This is a genomic window from Massilia niastensis DSM 21313, from assembly GCF_000382345.1.
In the GTDB taxonomy this organism is placed as follows: Bacteria; Pseudomonadota; Gammaproteobacteria; order Burkholderiales; family Burkholderiaceae_D; genus Telluria; species Telluria niastensis.
This window is the reverse complement of the sequence record NZ_KB908161.1, coordinates 1-18703: the sequence shown is the minus strand read 5'-3', so window position 1 is coordinate 18703 and position 18703 is coordinate 1. Positions and strand designations below refer to the sequence as shown.

Annotated in this window: 17 protein-coding genes; 7 read left to right on the top strand and 10 right to left on the bottom strand. The window is 66.6% G+C overall.

Annotated features, from left to right (window positions below):
- Window positions 1–360: 360 nt before the first annotated feature.
- From H162_RS32175 to H162_RS0127790, 3 genes are all read right to left on the bottom strand, one after another.
- Window positions 361–1770: an APC family permease gene (locus H162_RS32175; RefSeq protein ID WP_020656757.1), complete on the bottom strand. Its 1410-nt coding sequence runs from the start codon at window positions 1768–1770 to the stop codon at window positions 361–363.
- Between the two features lie 252 nt (window positions 1771–2022).
- Window positions 2023–3036, bottom strand: coding sequence for a helix-turn-helix domain-containing protein (locus H162_RS0127795; protein ID WP_020656756.1), 1014 nt, complete (start codon window positions 3034–3036; stop codon window positions 2023–2025).
- A gap of 128 nt (window positions 3037–3164) precedes the next feature.
- Window positions 3165–4589, bottom strand: coding sequence for an aldehyde dehydrogenase family protein (locus H162_RS0127790; protein ID WP_020656755.1), 1425 nt, complete (start codon window positions 4587–4589; stop codon window positions 3165–3167).
- Window positions 4590–4928: 339 nt separating this feature from the next.
- On the opposite strand from H162_RS0127790, the gene tyrS reads away from it, so the two are divergent.
- Together tyrS and hpaR are read left to right on the top strand one after the other, a co-directional pair.
- Window positions 4929–6158 carry a tyrosine--tRNA ligase gene (gene tyrS / locus H162_RS0127785; protein ID WP_020656754.1) on the top strand — a complete coding sequence of 410 codons (1230 nt, stop codon included), beginning with the start codon at window positions 4929–4931 and terminating at the stop codon, window positions 6156–6158.
- Between the two features lie 90 nt (window positions 6159–6248).
- A complete protein-coding gene (gene hpaR / locus H162_RS0127780; protein ID WP_020656753.1) occupies window positions 6249–6746 on the top strand; it encodes a homoprotocatechuate degradation operon regulator HpaR in 498 nt (165 codons plus the stop codon).
- A 15-nt stretch (window positions 6747–6761) separates the two neighbouring features.
- On the opposite strand, the gene H162_RS0127775 is transcribed toward hpaR, so the two are convergent.
- The 3 genes from H162_RS0127775 to H162_RS0127765 form a co-directional block, all read right to left on the bottom strand.
- Window positions 6762–6974 (bottom strand): DUF2783 domain-containing protein, encoded by a 213-nt coding sequence (locus H162_RS0127775; RefSeq protein WP_020656752.1) that lies wholly within the window; start codon window positions 6972–6974, stop codon window positions 6762–6764.
- On the bottom strand, window positions 6971–8665 hold the full coding sequence (locus tag H162_RS0127770; protein WP_020656751.1) for an FAD-dependent oxidoreductase: 1695 nt from the start codon (window positions 8663–8665) through the stop codon (window positions 6971–6973). Before H162_RS0127770 ends, H162_RS0127775 begins: the two co-directional genes overlap by 4 nt.
- A gap of 66 nt (window positions 8666–8731) precedes the next feature.
- On the bottom strand, window positions 8732–9694 hold the full coding sequence (locus tag H162_RS0127765) for an MBL fold metallo-hydrolase (RefSeq protein ID WP_020656750.1): 963 nt from the start codon (window positions 9692–9694) through the stop codon (window positions 8732–8734).
- Window positions 9695–9788: 94 nt separating this feature from the next.
- Between H162_RS0127765 and H162_RS0127760 the strand changes: the two genes are divergently transcribed.
- Entirely contained in the window at window positions 9789–10712 is a 924-nt protein-coding gene (locus H162_RS0127760; protein ID WP_020656749.1) for a LysR family transcriptional regulator, read from the top strand.
- 9 nt (window positions 10713–10721) lie between these two features.
- Here the strand turns inward: H162_RS0127760 and H162_RS0127755 are convergent, their stop codons facing one another.
- Window positions 10722–11624, bottom strand: coding sequence for a LysR family transcriptional regulator (locus H162_RS0127755; RefSeq protein ID WP_020656748.1), 903 nt, complete (start codon window positions 11622–11624; stop codon window positions 10722–10724).
- 105 nt (window positions 11625–11729) lie between these two features.
- Between H162_RS0127755 and hmgA the strand changes: the two genes are divergently transcribed.
- Window positions 11730–13040 carry a homogentisate 1,2-dioxygenase gene (gene hmgA, locus H162_RS0127750; RefSeq protein WP_020656747.1) on the top strand — a complete coding sequence of 437 codons (1311 nt, stop codon included), beginning with the start codon at window positions 11730–11732 and terminating at the stop codon, window positions 13038–13040.
- On the top strand, window positions 13037–14347 hold the full coding sequence (fahA, locus tag H162_RS0127745; RefSeq protein ID WP_020656746.1) for a fumarylacetoacetase: 1311 nt from the start codon (window positions 13037–13039) through the stop codon (window positions 14345–14347). Before hmgA ends, fahA begins: the two co-directional genes overlap by 4 nt.
- 68 nt (window positions 14348–14415) lie before the next feature.
- On the opposite strand, the gene H162_RS32170 is transcribed toward fahA, so the two are convergent.
- From H162_RS32170 to H162_RS0127730, 3 genes are all read right to left on the bottom strand, one after another.
- Window positions 14416–15441: a porin gene (locus H162_RS32170; protein WP_156885840.1), complete on the bottom strand. Its 1026-nt coding sequence runs from the start codon at window positions 15439–15441 to the stop codon at window positions 14416–14418.
- Window positions 15438–16766: an MFS transporter gene (locus H162_RS0127735; RefSeq protein ID WP_020656744.1), complete on the bottom strand. Its 1329-nt coding sequence runs from the start codon at window positions 16764–16766 to the stop codon at window positions 15438–15440. Before H162_RS0127735 ends, H162_RS32170 begins: the two co-directional genes overlap by 4 nt.
- Window positions 16767–16982: 216 nt before the next feature.
- Window positions 16983–17897: a LysR family transcriptional regulator gene (locus H162_RS0127730; protein ID WP_026355186.1), complete on the bottom strand. Its 915-nt coding sequence runs from the start codon at window positions 17895–17897 to the stop codon at window positions 16983–16985.
- 158 nt (window positions 17898–18055) lie between these two features.
- On the opposite strand from H162_RS0127730, the gene sdhC reads away from it, so the two are divergent.
- Both sdhC and sdhD read left to right on the top strand, forming a co-directional pair.
- A complete protein-coding gene (gene sdhC, locus H162_RS0127725) occupies window positions 18056–18481 on the top strand; it encodes a succinate dehydrogenase, cytochrome b556 subunit (RefSeq protein ID WP_211223758.1) in 426 nt (141 codons plus the stop codon).
- Window positions 18482–18484: 3 nt separating this feature from the next.
- On the top strand, window positions 18485–18703 hold a 219-nt coding region (sdhD, locus tag H162_RS0127720; protein ID WP_020655962.1), incomplete at its 3' end, for a succinate dehydrogenase, hydrophobic membrane anchor protein.

Sequence of the window (18703 nt, the reverse complement as noted above, 5' to 3'; positions counted from 1 at the left end):
CTTGCATGCACAGGGCAACTTACCAGGTGTACTTAAACGCATGCGCGAGAGGATGATTATCGAACTGAATGTGTATCGACCCGGCCGAAAGTTCGACCGGGTCACCAAAGCCAAACCGCAACGCTATCCAGAACGCCGACTCCGACGACCGCCAACCCTAACTTAACGGCATTAGGGTCAGAGTCGAATTGTTTGACAACTTCCGACTATTTCCCATTAATTCGACTCTGACCCTATTTATCTCGAGCGCAATTGCTCGGTAATTTAACGCTGACCCTCATTTTTACATCCGCGTAACACGAAGACTGCCGTCCGGCCAGGGCCATGACGGCAGTCGTTCCAGCAAGGGATGGGACTCTGTCAGGTGGTCGTTACGCTGGCCCTGCCCTCGCAGGCGATCGCAGGCGCCGCCCTGAAGAGCGGCTGGCGCATGAAGCACTTTACCCAGACGGCGGCCACGATGCCGAAGACGCCGAGCACACTGCCGCTGTACATGACGATCGGGCCGGTGAGTTCCGGTGCGGGCGAGCTGTTGAAGATCACGAAGAGCAGGCCGGCCATGGCGGCGATCTGCGGAAGCGGGTAGAACGGCGTGCGGAACGGCCGCGGCAGGTCGGGGCGGCGGCGGCGCAGTACCAGCAGCACCACGTGCGCCAGGAAATAGACGAGCATCCAGCAGATGGCCGCGGCGATCGTCAGGGGCAGGATCTTTCCCGGGTCGCCGCCAGACCAGACCAGGCCGACGACCGGGCAGGCGGCGACGAACAGCAGGGCCGGAACCGGGACTCGGCTGCGCCTCGAGACGCCTTTGAAGACAGGGAACACCTGGCCATTCAGCGCCATCCCATGCAGCATCCGTGGCACCGCGGCCAGGACCGCGTTGGCCAGGCAGGCACTGGCGGTCACGGCGATCAGCGCGAACAGGATCCGTCCCGTATGGCCGAACACGGCGGAGACCACGTCGAGGTGCGGCGTGACCGCCGTCAGCAGCTGTTCGCGCGGCAGTACACGCGACACGCCATGGGCAAAGATCAGGTCGGCGACCGAGATCACCAGCAGGCCGATCACCATCGCGCGCGGCACGTCCCGCTGCGGACGCCTGGCCTCCTCCACCATCGGGGTCACGAATTCACACCCGATCAGGGTCCAGAAGCACAGCACGATCACCGGTGCGACAGGAAACGCGCCGATGAAGCCGACGCTCGCCGTGGCGGGAGGGAGCGCCTCGGGATGAAAACCGACCGTCACATACAGGCCGACGATGAGGAAGAATGCGATGATGATGAACGTCAGCGCCTGCTGGACGGTCGCGAACACATCCGTTCCAGCCAGGTGCAGCAGCACCAGTGTGCCGAGCAGGAGCAGCGCCCAGCCCATGCTTGGCATGATGCCGGGGAACAGTTGTCCGATTACGCTATCGAATAGCATCATTTCGGAGGAGAAACCGAAGATTGCCGGTACGACGTAACCTGCAAATACCGCGAGGATCGCAGGGAACTGGCCGACCGTCACCTCGGCATAGGTGCTGATGCTGCCGGCCTGGGGCAAGGAGAGCGACAGTTCCGCGAACGTGCACGCGTTGCAGAGCGACAGCAGGAGCGCCGCCGCGAACGCGTAATAGAAGACGGGTCCACCGAGCGCCAGTCCCTGTAGCAGCGAAACCGTGCTCGTCTGACTGACGACCACGCCGATCGCAATCGAGAATAGTGCAAAAAAGCCCAGTGTGCGTCGTGACGGCGCCTGGGGCAGGCCGAGCTGCAGATTGTTCATCGGTGTCTCCATTCGAATTGGTCTGGCTGCCAGCGGACGCCATGCTGTCGTCGGTCCTGGCAGGCTCGTTCGATCCTAACGAGCCTGCGGCCTGCGACGGTAGCGAAAACCGGCAATCTTCCGTCGGACACCAGGCGAGCGCCGGGGCGACGCAGGGCGCAGCCTGGTGAAGACGTGTTGAACCAATGGTGTGGAGGTGTCGAAACGATCGGCAGGCACGCAAGTGACGGCCGGCGCGTCGGTGCGCAGCGCTTACTGCACGATACGGCCGCCGGCGGCCCGCAGCGTTTCGGAGGGCAGCTCGCCGAACAGCCGCTTGTAGTCGGCCGACAGCTGCGACAGATGCCAGAAGCCCCAGCGCGCCGCCATATCCCCGATCGTCTGGGCATCGCGCGCATGCAGCAGGTCGCGGTGCAGGCCGTTCAGGCGCACGGCCTTCAGGTAGGCGGCCGGGCTCATGCCGATCACCTGGGTGAAGCAGTATTGCAGCGTGCGGCGGCAGGTGTACGTCTGCTTGCACAGGTCGGTCACAGTCACCGGACGGTCCGGATGCGCTTCGATATAGTTGCGGGCCAGGCTGACGACCTTGCGCGCCTTGCGCGCTTCGGGTTCGCCGCCGCCGGCCGTGGCCAGGCCCAGGTAGTCGTCGACCAGGCCGACCAGTTCGCTCGTCAGCTGCTCGCGCGCTTCGACAGGCGCCAGCTGGCCAGGCTGGCAACTCATGGCCTGCAAGGCCGCGCCGAGGCGCTGGCGCAGCATGGCGGCAAGAATGGGACTGCGCACATGGTTGGCGGCGCCGGCCAGCAGCTCATGGGAATCGATGCGTGCCTGCCCGTCCCCGGCCGGTATCATCGAGACCGGCACCGTTACGCTCAGCAGGGTGCAGTTCGGCGGCGTGCTCAGTTCCAGGCTGGCGTGGTCGCTCAGCGCCGTGACATGGTCCATGCCCACGGCATGCCCGCGCCAGCGCGCCTCGCCGTCGAGCCCGGCGAACACGCCGAGCGCGATCACGCCGCCGCGCCCCGGTCCAAGCTCGAACACCGCCTGCGAGGTCTTTTCTTCGAACAGCTGTACCTCGCCGATCAGGGCTTCGGTGATCTGCCCGTTGAACCTACCCTTCGATAACTGGTCGTAGGTCTGGCTCCACCCCGTCAGGACCCGCTCGTGCTGCCACAGGTTCGAGGTCTGGATGGTCTTGCGCCAGGGAATGGATGTATCGCCGGCCTGCGGCACGGCGGTGCCCGGGTGCTGCTCGCTGACGATCATGTCTCCGCTCCAGGATGGATGTTGTCCGAACCGGCTCTGGCGGCCGATTTCATTCAGATCTTAACAAATCCAGCCTGGTGTGTCAGCCGGCTTGCGACATCCTCGCAACAGGACCCTGCCGCCCGTGCTCAGCCTTTCATGATCTTCACGGTCTGGATGCTGGTGAACTCTTCCAGCCCCTGCCTGCCGAAGCCGACGCCGATGCCGGACTGCTTCACGCCGCCGAACGGCGCATCGGGCTGCACGGCGCCGTGTTCATTGATCCAGACGGTGCCGCATTCGAGCCGGCGCGCGACCTGCACCGCGCGGGCCAGGTCGGACGACCATACCGAACCGCCCAGCCCGTTGGGATTGTCGTTCGCCAGCCGGATCGCTTCTTCCACGTCGGCGTACCTGATCACCGGCAGGATCGGGCCGAACTGCTCCTCATCGACCAGGCGCGTACCATTGCTCAGCCCAGTCACGATGGCCGGATCGAAGAAGTAGCCCCGCCCCGTGCGCGCTTCGCCACCGCTCAGGAAGCGGCCTCCCTGCGCGTGCGCGTCGGCCGCCAGCGCCTTGACGATGTCGAGCTGGCCCCGGTTCTGGAGCGGGCCGAGTTCGACGCCCGGTTCCAGCCCGTTGCCCACCTTCGCCCGGGACGCCAGGCGCGCCAGCTCGGCGCTCAGCTCCTCGTATTGGCTGTCGTGCACGTACAGGCGCTTGAGGCAGGCGCAGGTCTGGCCGTTGTTGTGGAACGCCGCGCCGAACAGCCGCGGCGCCGCCGCCCTGACGTCGATGCCGGGCAGGACGATGCCGGCATCGTTGCCGCCGAGTTCGAGCGTGATGCGCTTGAGGCTGGCGGCGGCGCCTTCCATGATGCGCTTGCCGGTGCGGGTCGAGCCGGTGAACACGATCTTGTCGACTCCGGGATGGGCGGTCAGCGCCGCGCCGACCTCGCCGCCGCCGGCCACCATGTTCAGCACACCGGGCGGCAGGATGGCGTTGGCCAGCTCCACGAAGCGCGCAGTCGCCACCGGCGTGAATTCCGAAGGCTTGAGCACCACGGTGTTACCGGCGCGCAGGGCCGGGATCACATGCCAGATGGCGATCATCAAGGGCCAGTTCCATGGGGTGATCGACGCCACGACACCGAGCGGCTTGCGATGCACCTCGACCCGCGCCCGGGCATTGTCCTGGATGAGCTCCGGCTCCAGGGAGAGACCGGCCGTCACGCGGGTCCAGGCGATGGCGCCGCCCAGCTCCATGCCGGCGCCGACCTGGTTCAGTCCCTGGAGCGGCTTGCCGGTCTCGCGCGTCACCAGCTCCATCAGTTCGCCCATATGCGCTTCCAGCGCACCGGCCAGCGCGTGCAGCAGGGCCGCGCGGCTGGCGTGCGGCGATGCCGCCCAGTGCGGAAATGCGGCGCGTGCGGCGGCGACGGCGGCCTCCACCTGCTCCGGCCCCGCCGCGGCGACGCGCGCAAAGGGTTCATCCAGCGCCGGATCGACGATGTCGAGGCTGCGGCCGGTGTGAACCGGCTTACCGCCGATATACATGGGATAGGTGTTCATCTCGCGTCTCCAGTAGTGGGCCAGGCAAAGCCATGGCCGGATGTGCCTGACCCGGGCCGACGTTCGCAGTGATCCCGGCAGGTATGGGTTGATCGTATCGTCGCGTCGCCCACGCGGATATCGAAAATCGGCAAACCTGCTGCGGATCGCGGCGCACCGATTGACGCGGCGCGCAGGCGACCGGTAGGATGGTCCGCATGCACTCCACCACCATGTCCCGCGCCAGCTATTACACCTACCGCATCCGGCGGTAGGGGCTTGCACGCAACCCGGACCGCTTTCAGGGAACGGGTTGGCGCATTCGAGGTTCCCTGGCAGTCCACCAACCAGGAAACTTCCATGTCCAGCCATGCCGACGACCTTCTCCACCTGCTCGACGAGCGGGGTTTCATCCACCAGTGCACCGACGCCGACGGCCTGCGCAATGTGCTGGCGGCGCGCAGCCTCACCGCCTACCTCGGCTTCGACGCCACCGCCGACAGCCTGCACGTCGGCCACCTGCAGGGACTGATGCTGATGCGCTGGCTCAAGCGGGCCGGCCACCGGCCGCTGCTCCTGATCGGCGGCGCAACCACCCGCATCGGCGACCCGAGCTTCCGCGACAGTTCCCGTCCGCTGCTCGACCAGGCCAGCATCGCGGCCAACATGCGCGGCATCGGCAGCGCGTTCGCGCGCTACCTCGGGCCGGAAGTGCCGGTGGTGGACAATGCCGACTGGCTCGACGGCCTCGGCTACCTCGACTTCCTGTCCCGGGCCGGGCGCCACTTCAGCGTCAAGCGCATGCTGGGCTTCGATGCGATCCGCAGCCGCCTCGAGCACTCGCTCTCGTTCCTGGAATTCGGCTACACCCTGCTGCAGGCCTACGACTTCGTCGAGCTGGCGCGGCGCCACGGCTGCACCCTGCAGATCGGCGGCGCCGACCAGTGGGCCAACATCATCAACGGCGTCGACCTCGGGCGGCGCCAGCAGGGCCTCGACCTGTACGGCCTGACCATGCCCCTGCTGGCCACCCGCGACGGCCGCAAGATGGGCAAATCCGCCAACGGCGCGGTATGGCTCAATGCGGACCGGCTGGCGCCGTTCGCGTTCTGGCAGTTCTGGCGCAATGCCGACGACCGCGACGTGGGGCGCTTCCTCGCCCTGTTCACCGAACTGCCGATGGACGAGGTCCGGCGCCTGGGCGCCCTGCAGGGGGCGGAACTGAACGAGGCGAAGATCATCCTGGCGACCGAGGCGACGCGCCTGGCGCACGGCGACACCGCCGCCCAGGCGGCCCGCGGCGGCGCGGCAAGCCTGTTCGGCCCTGGAGCGCCGGACCACGGCATCCCTACCCTGGCGCTCGCGCAGGCGCGCCATGCCGCCGGCATCACGCTGGCCGAACTGGCGGTCGAGGCCGGGCTGGCCGGCTCGCGCGGCGAAGCCCGGCGCCTCGCGCTCGGTGGCGGCCTGCGCCTGGACGGACAGGCGGTGGCGGACGCCGAACAGGCGCTGCCGGCGGGAGCGAAGCAGTGGCAGCTGTCCGCGGGACGCAAGCGCCACGCCCGTATCGTGCTGGCGGCGCAGGACTGAGCGCACCCAGTCCGGCAGGTGCGCTCACGGCGATTTCGTTCAGATGTAATCGATTACAATACGGCCCATTCCCACGCGCCGCCCGATGCCATGACGAAGAAGATCGAATACCGCAACCTGCCGTCCCGGCTGCTGAAGGCCAGGGAAGTCATGCTGGCCCAGTTCCGCCCCATCATTTCGCACTTCGGGCTGACGGAGCAGCAGTGGCGCATCCTGCGTACCCTCAGCGACATGGGCGAACTGGAACAGCGCGAGGTCGCCGAGGCCTGCGTGATCTCCGGCCCGAGCCTGACCGGGGTCCTGTCGCGCATGGAAGACCTGGGCCTGATCGTGCGTACCCGGATGGAGGAAGACCAGCGCCGCGTCAGCGTGCGCATGACGGCGCTGGGAGAGAAGATGGTCGACGCGCTCGGCCCCCTGGTCGTCGCGCAGTACCGCAACGTCGAACGGGCGTTTGGACCGGAACTGATCGCCGAACTGTTCGGGGTGATGGACCGCTTCATCGACGCCGGACGCGGCCCGGTCGAGCAGGTTGCCCTGCCCGACCCCGCCACGATCGACCGCGACCTCGCGCGGCTGCTCAGGTAGCCGAGCCGCGCCGGGTCACGCCCTGGCCGCCTCGACGTTCCTACGCGCGATGGCGAAGGCTTCGCGCAGCACTCCCAGGTCGCCGATGTGGTTGGACAGCAGCAGGATCAGCTGGGCATTGAGCATGCTGCTCTGCTCCTCGCTCAGGTCCTGGTGGGTATCGACCAGCATCTCGTAGTAGGCGTCGTGGTCCTCGACGTTCGGTTCGACATTCAGGCGGGCGTTCATGCGTGCTCCAGTTCGCGTTCGTCTTCGGTTGCGGCCACCGGTCCGGCCAGGTTGCAGGTCGCGCGCGCCAGCGCCTCGCGTACCGCCTGCGCATCGAACTGCCGCCAGCGTGCGCAGACATGCTGGTCCGGACGCAGCAGGTAGAAGGTGCCGGGCTGCGCGTCGTAGCGCGCCGCGACCAGGCCTGCGCTGTCCTCGATCGTGCCCGGGAGGTCCTGGCCGGCCGGCGCCACCACCAGCGCCTGGAGCGGGATCCGGCCGCCGGCCAGCGCTTCCAGCTCCTGCAGCACCTGGCGGTCGTTCCCGGTCCCGGCAAAGTAGATGCCGGTGAACTCGTTCCCGGTCTGCCACAGCAGCCAGTCCGGCTGGCCCTGCACCCGCACCGGCGCGTCCGCCGCCGGCGCACCCGGGCGCATGGCCTGGCCGAATGCCTGCGCATCGGGGGTATTCAGGACCGTGTCGCCGTACACCGACGGCATCGACAGGCGGCCGCTGTTGACCAGCTTGCGGGCAAAGGGCTGTTCCTTCGCCAGTTGCAGCACGGCGTCGCGGAACAGGCGGCTCGCCGCGCTCTTCGGCGTGATGAAGTCGGTCGCCCGGGTCGAGTTCAGGATGTTCTCGTCGGCGGCGTATTCGCGCTCGCGGGCATAGGTGTCCAGCAGCGCGTCCGGCGCCCTGCCCTCGATGACCATGCGCAGCTTCCAGGCCAGGTTGTCGGCATCCTGCACGCCGCTGTTGGCGCCGCGCGCGCCGAAGGGCGACACGCCGTGGGCCGAGTCGCCGGCGAACAGCACCCGCCCGTGGCGGAAGTCGTCCATGCGCAGGCAGCAGAAGGTATAGATGCTGACCCATTCCAGCTCGAACTGCGCATCCTTGCCCAGCAGCGCCTGGATGCGCGGGATGACCCGCTCCGGCTGCTTCTCGGCCACCGGGTCGGCATCCCAGCCGAGCTGGAAGTCGATGCGCCAGATATCGTCCGGCTGGCGGTGCAGCAGCACCGACTGGCCGCGATGGAAAGGCGGATCGAACCAGAACCAGCGCTCGGTCGGGAACGCGGCGCGCATCTTCACGTCGGCGATCAGGAAGCGGTCGCGGAACACGCGGCCCTTGCTCTCGAGGCCCAGCAGGCCGCGCACGGCGCTGCGGCCGCCGTCGGCGGCGACCAGGTAATCGGCCTCCAGCACGTATTCTCCGTCGGGCGTCTCGACCGTGAGCGCGACATGGTCAGGATGCTGCGCCAGGCCGGTGACGCGGTTGCGCCAGCGGAGCTCGAGCTTCGGCAATTCCTGCGCGCGCTCGTGCAGGTAGCCTTCCACGTAATACTGCTGCAGGTTGACGAAGGCCGGACGCTGGTGGCCTTCCTCCGGCAGCAGGTCGAAGCTGTAGACTTCCTCGTCGCGGTTGAAGACGCGGCCCACGTTCCAGCTGACGCCCTTGGCCGCCATGCGCTCGCCGCACTGCAGGCGGTCGAACACTTCGAGGGTGCGCTTGGAGAAGCAGATCGCCCGCGAGCCCGCCGAGAGCTTGTTGTCGTCATCCAGCAGCACGACCGGCACGCCCTGCTGCGCCAGGTCGATCGCCGTCGCCAGGCCCACCGGGCCGGCGCCGATCACGACCACCGGATGGCGTCTGGAAGAGCGCTCGCCGGCCGGCACGTAGTCGAATTCGCAGCGTTGATAATCGATGTCCATTTTTCGGATCCAGGAAATGATTCGGGGAAGACGCGGCCACCCGGCCGCGCCGGCCTTGGCCAGGGTTCAGCCCTGCAGCGAGTGCCACATCTCCTTGTCGCGCTCCGCCGTCCAGATGCGCGGGTGCTTGATGCCCTTGGCTTCGTCGTAGGCGCGGGTGACATCGAACGGCAGGCAATGCTCGTAGATGAACACCTGGCTGAATTTCGGATCCATCCTGCTGCGTACATGGGTCATCGCTTCCTTCAGCGACATGCTCGCGGCCACCGCCTCCCTGGCGCTGTCCAGCAGGGTGGTGACGAAATCCTTCGTGTAGTCGATGCCCGCGTTGACCTGCTCGGGGTTGACCAGGGCCGGGCCCCGTCCGGGCACCAGCTTCTCGGCGCCGAGGGCGCGCAAGGCTTCCAGCGTGGCCGGCCATTCTTCCAGCTGGGCGTCGCCGGTGTAGGCGGCGGCGTCGAACTCGACCAGGTCGCCGGAGAAGCAGATCTTCTGCGACGGGATCCAGGCGATGGTGTCGCCCTTGGTGTGGCCCATGCCGATGTGGGCCAGTTTCACTTCGAGCTTGCCCATGAAGATGGTCATTTCCTTCTCGAAGACCATGGTCGGCCAGCTCAGGCCCGGCACCGACTCGACGCCGGCGAACAGGCGCGGGAAGCGCTCGATCTCGGATTTCATGTCCTGCTCGCCGCGCTCGACGATCAGTTCATGGGTGCCACGCGAGGCGATGATCTGTTCGGCGCCCTCGTCGAAATAGGCCGACGCGCCGAGCACGCGCACGGCGTGGTAGTGCGACAGCACCACATACTTGATCGGCAGGTCGGTCACGCTGCGGATGTGCTTGATCAGGGCCTGGGCCATGACCGGGGTGGCGGTGGTATCGATCACCATCACGCTGTCGTCGCCGATGATGACGCCGGAGTTCGGATCGCCCTCGGCCGTATACGCATAGGCGTTGTCGGACAGCTTGATGAAGCTGGTCTTCTTCTCTTCCAGGTCGGCCTGGGACGCGAATTTTTTCTCTGTCATGGTGGTATCTCCTCGTAGTTTCACCTGCAATGTCGGCAGGAACAAGATACGGCCTGGAGTATTATCTGTAAATCACACAACATCGATGAGAACTATGAACAATATGCATAACGGCGACCTGGACCTGAACCTGTTGCCGGTGTTCGACGCGCTGGTCAGGGTCCGCAACGTCAGCCGCGCGGCCGAGGAACTGGACATGTCGCAGAGCGCGGTCAGCCATGCGCTCAAGCGGCTGCGCGCCTTCTTCGGCGACCCCTTGTTCCTGAAGACCGGCAGCGGCATGCAGCCCACGCCGCGGGCGCTGGAGCTGCTGGCGCCGGTGCTGTCGGTGATGGGAACCGTGCGCGGCGAACTGCTGGTGCGCGAAGGCTTCGACGCGGAGGTCGCCCGGCGCACCTTCACGCTCTGCCTGACCGACATGGGCGAACTGATCTTCCTGCCGCGGCTGATCGCCCGGCTGCGCGAAGCGGCGCCGGGCTGCAGCCTGCGCACGCTGCAGGTGCCGATGCACCAGATCCAGGGTGTGCTGGAGAGCGGCGACGCCGATCTCGCGCTCGGGTCCCTGCATACGATGCCGGATGGGCTGTTCCAGCAGCAGCTGTTCACGCGCTCCTTCGTCACGATCGTCAACCGGCGCAACCGCAGGATCGGCGACAGCCTGTCGCGCGAGCAGTTCTTCGAGCTGGAACACATCATCGTCTCGATGTCGGGCCGGCGCGAGGATGCCTACGATGCCATCGTCGATCAGCTGGGAGGGCAGCGCCGGGTCTACCTGACGACCGCGCACTTCCTCACCGTCCCCATGATCATCGAGCAGAACCCCGACCTCATCGCCACCGTGCCGCGCGAACTGGCGACCAAGTTCGCCAGCTACAAGAGCATCAGGATGGTGGACACCCCGATCGAAGTGCCGCCGTTCGCGATCCGCCAGCACTGGCATCCGCGCGTCCAGCACGACGCGGCCAACAGCTGGCTGCGCCGCCTGGTCAAGGATACCTTCGATACGCATCCGGAATAAGACCGCAGCCTACTCGGCGAACAGGCTCGCCACCAGGGCGCGCAGCCACCCGTTGGCGTGGTCCTGGTTGTAGCGGCGGTGCCAGAACATGTTGGTCTGCAGCGGCGGCAGGCGCAGCGGCGAGGCGGCGACCTCGAGCTGGAACGGGCCGGCGGCCCGCTCCGCCAGGCGCTGCGGCACCGTCGCGACCAGGCTGGTGGTGCCCACGATGTAGGGGACCGCGGCGAAGTGCGGCACGCTGAAGGTGGTGCCGACGTCGATGCCTGCCTGCGCGAGCGCCTCGTTGATGCAATCGTAGGGACTCTCCATCGACGTCACGACCAGGTGCCGCGCCGCCTTGAAGCGCTCGAGCGTCAGCGCGCCGCTGCCCAGCGGATGGCCGCGGCGGAACATGCTGACATAGGCCTGGCGGAACAGGCGCCGCTGGTACAGCACGGCCGGGGCGTCCTCGAAGGCCCCGATCGCCAGGTCGACCCGTCCCGCTTCCATCTCGGTGCGCAGGTCGACCAGGCCGGCCCGTACCGATGCGATATCGGCTTGCGGCGCCTGCTCCGCGCAGGCTTCGACCAGCTTCGGCATGAAGTAGGTCTCGCCGACGTCGGTCATGGCGATCGTGAAGCGGCGCCGGCTGGTCGCCGGGTCGAAGGCCTGGTTCGGCTGGAACGCCAGTTCCAGCTGGGCCAGCGCGGCCGCGACCGGCTCGGCCATCCGCTCGGCGTAGGGCGTGGGCTGCATGCCTTCGGTGGTGCGCACGAACAGCTCGTCGCCGGCGCTGCGGCGCAGCCGCGCCAATGCATTGCTGACCCCGGACTGGGTCAGCTTCAGGCGCCTGGCGGCGGCGGAAATCTGGCGTTCACGGAACACCTCATGGAACACCACCAGCAGGTTCAGGTCCAGTTCACGCAAGTCCATGCCGCCTCTCATTTCTAATGCAAATAGTCATAATTTTTCTATTTATATCGCAAAAGCCATCCGGCTGCACTACATTGTCCCTGCCACGATCACCCAGGAGACAGCGTGAAACCTAGCAACGACAATGCCGGCTACCTGTCCGGCTTCGGCAACGAGTTTGCCACCGAGGCGCTCCCCGGCGCCCTGCCCGCCCACCAGAATTCGCCGCAGCGCGCGCCCTACGGCCTGTACCCGGAACAGCTCTCCGGCACGGCCTTCACCGCGCCGCGCGCGCACAACCGGCGCAGCTGGCTGTACCGCATCCGCCCGGCCGCGATGCACCAGCCTTTCCGCCAGATCGACAACCGGCGCATCGTCAGCCGCTTCGACCAGGTCGCCGCGCCGCCCAACCAGCTGCGCTGGGACCCGCTGCCGATGCCGGACCTGCCCACCGATTTCATCGAAGGCTGGGTGACGATGGCCGGCAACGGTTCGCCCGACAGCATGACCGGTTGCGCGATCCACCTGTACGCGGCCAACCGTCCGATGGAAGGCCGCTACTTCTACAACGCCGACGGCGAGCTGCTGGTGGTGCCGCAGCAGGGCCGGCTGCGCATCGCCTCCGAACTGGGCGTGGTCGAGATCGGGCCGCAGGAGATCGCCGTGATCCCGCGCGGCATCCGGTTCGCGGTCGACCTGCCCGACGGCACGGCGCGCGGCTACATCTGCGAGAATTTCGGCGCCCTGCTGCGCCTGCCCGACATGGGCCCGATCGGCTCGAACGGCCTGGCCAATCCGCGCGACTTCCTGACCCCGGTGGCGCGCTACGAGGATGTGGAAGGCGACTTCGAGCTGGTCGCCAAGTTCGGCGGCAACCTGTGGTCGGCCGGGATCAAGCACTCGCCGCTCGACGTCGTCGCATGGCACGGCAACTACGCCCCCTACAAATACGACCTGCGCCACTTCAACACCATCGGTTCGATCAGCTACGACCACCCGGACCCGTCGATCTTCCTGGTGCTGCAGGCGCCGTCGGACACGCCGGGCGTGGACACGCTGGACTTCGTGATCTTCCCGCCACGCTGGCTTGCGGCCGAGGACACCTTCCGCCCGCCCTGGTTCCACCGCAACGTGGCCAGCGAATTCATGGGCCTGATCGAGGGCCAGTACGACGCCAAGTCCGCCGGCTTCCGCCCGGGCGGCGCCAGCCTGCACAACTGCATGAGCGGCCATGGACCGGATGCACCGACCTTCGACAAGGCCAGCGGAATCGACACCAGCGTGCCGCAGAAGGTCAACGCGACCATGGCCTTCATGTTCGAGACCCGCAACGTGATCTGCCCGACCGCGCACGCGCTTTCCTCGCCCCAGCTGCAGCCGGATTACTTCCAGTGCTGGCAGGGCTTCACGAAACATTTCAACGAGAACCAGGCATGAGCATCCAGCTGAACGAAACCCACGACCCATCCTTGACCAGCTGGGTTGCCTCGGCCAATACGCCGGACACCGATTTCCCGATCCAGAACCTGCCGTTCTGCGTCTTCCGGCCGCGCGGCAGCGTCCAGGCCTTCCGCGGCGGCGTCGCCATCGGCGACCAGATCCTGGACCTGGCTGCCCTCGGCGACGCGCTCGATGGCGCCGGCGAGATGGCGCGCGCGGCCGCGGCGCTGGGTGCGCGCGACAGCCTGAACGCCCTGATGGCGGCGGGCCAGGGATCCTGGTCGGCCCTGCGCCTGGCGCTCTCGCGGCTGCTGCGCAGCGATGCGGCTCCCCGCCCGCGGATGCTGGTGCCGCAGTCTGACGCCGAGTATGCGGTGCCGGCCAACATCGGCGACTACACCGACTTCTATACCTCGATCCACCACGCCACCGCGGTCGGCAGGCTGTTCCGCCCCGATAACCCCCTGCTGCCGAACTACAAATGGGTGCCGATCGGCTACCATGGCCGTTCCTCGACCATCGGCGTGTCCGGCCAGTCCTTCCCCCGCCCGCTCGGGCAGGTGCGCTCGGCGTCGGAAGCGGAGCCGGGCTTCGGTCCGAGCCGCAAGATGGACTACGAGCTCGAGGTCGGCATCTTCGTCGGCTCCGGCAATGCGCAGGGCGAACCGATCGCCGCCGGCCGCGCCGAGGCCAGCATCTTCGGCCTGTGCCTGCTCAACGACTGGTCGGCGCGCGACCTGCAGGCGTGGGAATACCAGCCGCTCGGCCCCTTCCTGTCGAAGAATTTCGCCAGCACGATCTCGCCCTGGATCGTCACGCTCGAAGCGCTGGCGCCCTACCGCGCGCCCTGGCAGCGCGACGCCGCCGATCCGCAGCCGCTGCCCTACCTCGACTACGCCGAACTGCGCGGCGCGGGCGGGCTCGACATCGAGCTGGAGGTGCTGCTGGAAACCGAGGCCATGCGCCGCGACGGGCTGGCGCCGGTGCGCCTGTCGCAGTCGAATTTCCGCCACTCCTACTGGACCGTGGCCCAGCTGCTGGCCCATCACACCGTCAACGGCTGCGCCATGCGCGCGGGCGACCTGCTCGGCTCCGGTACCCAGTCCGGTCCGCAGGCCGAGGAAGCCGGCTCGCTGCTCGAGCTGACCGTGGGCGGCAAGCAGGCGCTCACGCTGCCGAACGGCGAGCAGCGCGTGTTCCTGGAAGATGGCGACCGCATCGTGATGCGCGGCTGGGCGGCCCGTGCCGGCCATCCACGCATCGGCTTCGGTGAAGTGGCGGGCACCCTGCTGCCGGCACGCTGATGGCTTCCATGGCGCTTCCCGGCCTGCTGCGCCGGGGAGCGCCATTTTTTTATCGGCGGCGGGAGGATTCAGAAAGTGTGGCGCACGCCCACGATCAGCGAGCGTGGATCTTGTCCCGGCGCTACGGCAAGCGCCGCGCCGGTATTGCCGTTGATGCCGAACCTTGCGTTCGCATCGTTGCGGATCCGCGCTGCACCCGCGTAGAGAATCGAGCGTTTCGACAGGTGATAGTCGTAGCGCACGCTGGCAGCCAGGGCATTCGCGTGGTCCACGCTGCGGCTCCGGAAGCGGCCGACGTCGAACAGGAAGGCGCCCGGACCGGCCGGCACCAGCAGGTTGAACTCGGCCGCATCGTTTTCCGCCGCGCCGGTATCGCCGCGGCGGGCCTGCAGCAGCAATCCCGCCTTGACCCTGCCGAACTGGTAACTCGCGCCGGCGGCGTAGAACCGCTCCGTATTGGCGACCGTCGTCTTCCTGGCCAGGTAGGCCAGGTTGGCCGAGAACCCGCCCTGGTCGACCTGCAGCGACGCGCTGTGGATGCTCCCGATGCTGTCGCCGCCCGGCAGGCTGGCATTCTCGCCGAAGCCGACCAGCGCGCGCGCCTTGACGCCGCCCACCGATGGCGATGCATAGCTGATCGAATTATTCACGCGCAGCACCGAATTGTCGGTGAAGTAGTTGGATGCGTTCCCCCATCCCATGCCGCCACCCAGGCCATGACTCACCAGGGTGAAGAAGTAAGGCGCGTAATGGCGGCCGAGGATCAGTTCGCCGGCGGCGGTGCCCAGGCCGGCCCAGGCCTGGCGGCCGAACCGCAGGCCGCCCTGCCCCGAGCTGCCGTCGTCCAGGTTGATGCCCGCTTCGAGCAGGAAGATCGCCTTCGTTCCCGGGCCGAGGTCCTCGCTGCCCCGGAAGCCCAGGCGCGAACCCGAGATGCCGCCGCTCTGGACCCGGGTGGCGCGCGCATTGCCGGCCTTGCTGTGGTCGACGTAGGTGTCGAGCACGCCGAATACCGCGACCCTGTCTTGCGCGGACGCCGGCGCCATTGCCAGCAGGGGCGCCAGGACGCCCGTGACTGCAAGCGTCCTCCTCATCGGACCGCCCCCGTCCCACGGCGGGCGCCGACCACCAGCACGCAGGCGCTCAGCACGAGCAGGGCGCTGAGGATGTAGAGCGCATCATTCATGCTCCCGGTCGCCGTCTTGATCTGGCCGATCGTCCAGGGTCCCACGATGCCGCTGGTGATACCGATACTGCTGACCATGGCGATGCCGCCGGCGCGCGCTTCCCGGGGCAACTGGGCCGTCGGAATGGCCCAGAAGATGGGCAGGGCCGAGAAGACCAGCACGGTGGCCATCGACAGCAGCGCCAGGGCGGCGGCCAGGCTGGCCGGCTGCGTGGTGAGCGCCAGGAGCGCGAGCGCGCCGCCCACCGTGCACAGCGCGAAATACTTGCGGTGCCGGGCCTTGCGGTCGGCATGGCGCGCGATCAGGATCACCCCGACCGCACCGACGGCATTCGGAATGACCGAATAGAGGCTGACCATCACCACATCCTGTACGCCGACATCGCGGATCATCAGCGGCATCCAGAAACTCAGGGTCAGCGAGCCGCAGGTCAGGGCGAAATAGACGAAGGCGAACAGGTAGATCTTCGGATTGCCCAGGCAGGCGGAGAGCGAATGGCTGGAGCGGGCCTTCGTGTCCTGGCCCTCGAGGCCAAGGTTCGCCGCGAGCCGGGCTTTTTCGGCCTGGTTCAGCCAGGCGGCGTCTTCCGGAAAATCCTGCAGCCAAAAATGGGCGACCAGGGCCAGCAGCAGCGCAGGCGACCCCTCGATGGCGAACATCCACTGCCATCCTTTCAGGCCCAGTACCCCGGCCATGTCGCGCATGATCCAGCCCGACACCAGTCCGCCCAGCACACCGGCCACGGCCACCCCGGCGAAGAAGAACGACAGCACGGAGGCGCGCCGCATCGGCGGATACCAGAAGGTCAGGTACAGCACGATGCCGGGGAAGAAGCCGGCTTCGAACACACCCAGCATGAAGCGCAGGATGTAGAACTCCAGCGGGGTCGACACCCAGCTCATGGCCACCGATGCGGCGCCCCACAGCAGCATGATGCGCACGAAGGTCCTGCGCGCGCCGAACCTGGCCAGCAGCAGGTTGCTCGGTACTTCGAACAGGACGTAGCCGATGTAGAAGACGGCCGCGCCCAGGCCGTACATGGCATCGCTGAAGCCCAGGTCCTGCTTCATCTGGAGCTGGGCAAAGCCGATGTTGATGCGGTCCAGGAAGGATACGACGTAGCAGATGAAGAGAAACGGGATGATGCGCAGAGATACTTTGCGGTAGAGCGCGTCGTCGGCGCCGGCGGCGGCCGGCCGCAACGCGTTCGCGTCGGTGAGCGTGTTGTACATGAATGTCCCCTTGTGATGTCGTTCATCGCTGCCGGGAGGCGGCAATGTGCCGGCTAGGCGCCGTCATGCCCGCCTGGCGGCGGAGCACTGGGAATTCATGGTAGAAGTGCGTTGACTATGTGTAAATCGCATGACCCTCATAGTGGATATGAATGTCATTCATTACATCAGGCGGTCAGCGCGGTCGCCGTCCACGGTTGGCGTAGCCAGCGCTCGTCATCGGCGTGGCCTTGTACGTCGGGATGCCATGGTACTCGTCCCGGCCACTTCCAAAAAATTATTCACCTTGACGGAGCGGTCGGCTTCGCGCGATGCAAGCGCCAGTTTGGTCACCACATCGGCATCGGCGATATCGACATAGACGACGCCTTCCGCATGGATCTGGCTCACCGAGGCAGGCACGATCGATACGCCGAACTCCGCGGACACGAGATTGACGACGGAAGACAACTGTGGGGCTTGCTGGCCGATCAGCGGTTCGAAACCTGCCTGCCTGCATGCGGACATGATTTCGTCGTGCAGCATGGGACTCGCTATCCGGGGGAGGAGGACGAAGGACTCTTCCGCAAGGGCCGACAGGGAAATCCGGCGCGACTTTGCCAGCGCATGCGTGGCCGGCAAGACCGCCTTCATCGGTTCGCTGGCAATCTCATGGAGCGTCACACCTGCGAACGAATGGGTCCCGGGACGCAGGAGCGCCAGGTCCAGCCTGCCTTCCTCCAGCATGGCCAAGAGTCCTGCCGTGGTGTCCTCGGTGAGCGTGAGGCCGACACTCGGATACGCGCTGCGATAGGCGCGTATCAATGCCCTGACGATCGGGTGAAACGCCGCCGAGGCGGTCAGGCCGAGATTCAGGTGGCCGGTTTCGCCACGCCCGGCGCGTTGCGCGTTCACCACGGCATGGCGCGCGTCATCCAGCAGGCGTTTGGCGTCGACCAACAGCGCCTTGCCGGCGTCGGTCAGCACCACCCCTTGGCCGGTGCGATGAAAAAGCTGCACCTCGAGCTCGCGCTCGAGCGCCAGGATCTGCTGGCTGAGCGGAGGCTGGCCAATGCCGAGCTTCTCTGCCGCTCTCGTGACGTTGCCCTCCTCCGCCACAGCCACGAAGTAACGAAAATGTCGTAATTCCATGCCGGTATCTGTTTTAGATATGGATCCCAAACGATCCATATATTGGACAGTATAGCCTTTCTAGAGAATAATCCATACTGGCAACAGGTGTTTATGGATGCCTGAAGTGTTCGTTGCCGCAATACAATTTTATAACTTAAATAAAAGGGTGGGCACCAATGTCTGACGCCGTGAGAGAAGCTGGCAAACAGGGACGGCCGCAGTTCCGCAATATCGGTATTACCGATATCACGCTCAAAGTTCGACAACCGCCGGCGGCGGTGGTCTCGATCCTGCACCGCATCAGCGGTGCCGCGCTGTTCCTGATGCTGCCTTTCCTGCTGTACCTGCTGCAGGAAAGCCTGTTGTCCGAAACCTCCTACGGCCACTTCGCCGGCATGGTCGACAACGCCTTCGTCAAGCTGATCCTGCTGGGCCTGTCCTGGGCCTACCTGCACCACTTCACCGCCGGCGTGCGCCACCTGGTCATGGACATGCACCTGGGCCTGGACAAGGGCACCTCGCAGAAGACCGCCGTCTGGGTATTCGTCGTTAGCCTGGCCCTGACCGCGCTGGTCGGCCTGAAATTGTTCGGAGTGTTCTAAATCATGGCAAAGAATAACATCGGCCCGCGCCGCCTCGTCGTCGGTGCCCACTATGGCGTCAAGGACTGGCTGGCCCAGCGCCTCACCGCGATCGTGATGGCGGTCTTCACCGTCGTCCTGCTGGTTTCCTTCCTGACCGCCGACGGCTTCGGCTACGAAGCCTGGGCCGGCCTGTTCGCCAGGCAGTGGTTCAAGCTGTTCGCGCTGGTCACCTTCTTCGGC

Coding starts and splice junctions, on each gene's coding strand:
- H162_RS0127770 (WP_020656751.1), bottom strand. CDS start 8,665: ATGGACATCGATTATCAACGCTGCGAATTCGACTACGTGCCGGCCGGC.
- H162_RS32175 (WP_020656757.1), bottom strand. CDS start 1,770: ATGAACAATCTGCAGCTCGGCCTGCCCCAGGCGCCGTCACGACGCACA.
- H162_RS0127735 (WP_020656744.1), bottom strand. CDS start 16,766: ATGTACAACACGCTCACCGACGCGAACGCGTTGCGGCCGGCCGCCGCC.
- H162_RS32170 (WP_156885840.1), bottom strand. CDS start 15,441: ATGAGGAGGACGCTTGCAGTCACGGGCGTCCTGGCGCCCCTGCTGGCA.
- H162_RS0127755 (WP_020656748.1), bottom strand. CDS start 11,624: ATGGACTTGCGTGAACTGGACCTGAACCTGCTGGTGGTGTTCCATGAG.
- sdhC (WP_211223758.1), top strand. CDS start 18,056: ATGTCTGACGCCGTGAGAGAAGCTGGCAAACAGGGACGGCCGCAGTTC.
- H162_RS0127760 (WP_020656749.1), top strand. CDS start 9,789: ATGAACAATATGCATAACGGCGACCTGGACCTGAACCTGTTGCCGGTG.
- H162_RS0127775 (WP_020656752.1), bottom strand. CDS start 6,974: ATGAACGCCCGCCTGAATGTCGAACCGAACGTCGAGGACCACGACGCC.
- H162_RS0127765 (WP_020656750.1), bottom strand. CDS start 9,694: ATGACAGAGAAAAAATTCGCGTCCCAGGCCGACCTGGAAGAGAAGAAG.
- fahA (WP_020656746.1), top strand. CDS start 13,037: ATGAGCATCCAGCTGAACGAAACCCACGACCCATCCTTGACCAGCTGG.
- H162_RS0127730 (WP_026355186.1), bottom strand. CDS start 17,897: ATGGAATTACGACATTTTCGTTACTTCGTGGCTGTGGCGGAGGAGGGC.
- tyrS (WP_020656754.1), top strand. CDS start 4,929: ATGTCCAGCCATGCCGACGACCTTCTCCACCTGCTCGACGAGCGGGGT.
- hpaR (WP_020656753.1), top strand. CDS start 6,249: ATGACGAAGAAGATCGAATACCGCAACCTGCCGTCCCGGCTGCTGAAG.
- H162_RS0127795 (WP_020656756.1), bottom strand. CDS start 3,036: ATGATCGTCAGCGAGCAGCACCCGGGCACCGCCGTGCCGCAGGCCGGC.
- H162_RS0127790 (WP_020656755.1), bottom strand. CDS start 4,589: ATGAACACCTATCCCATGTATATCGGCGGTAAGCCGGTTCACACCGGC.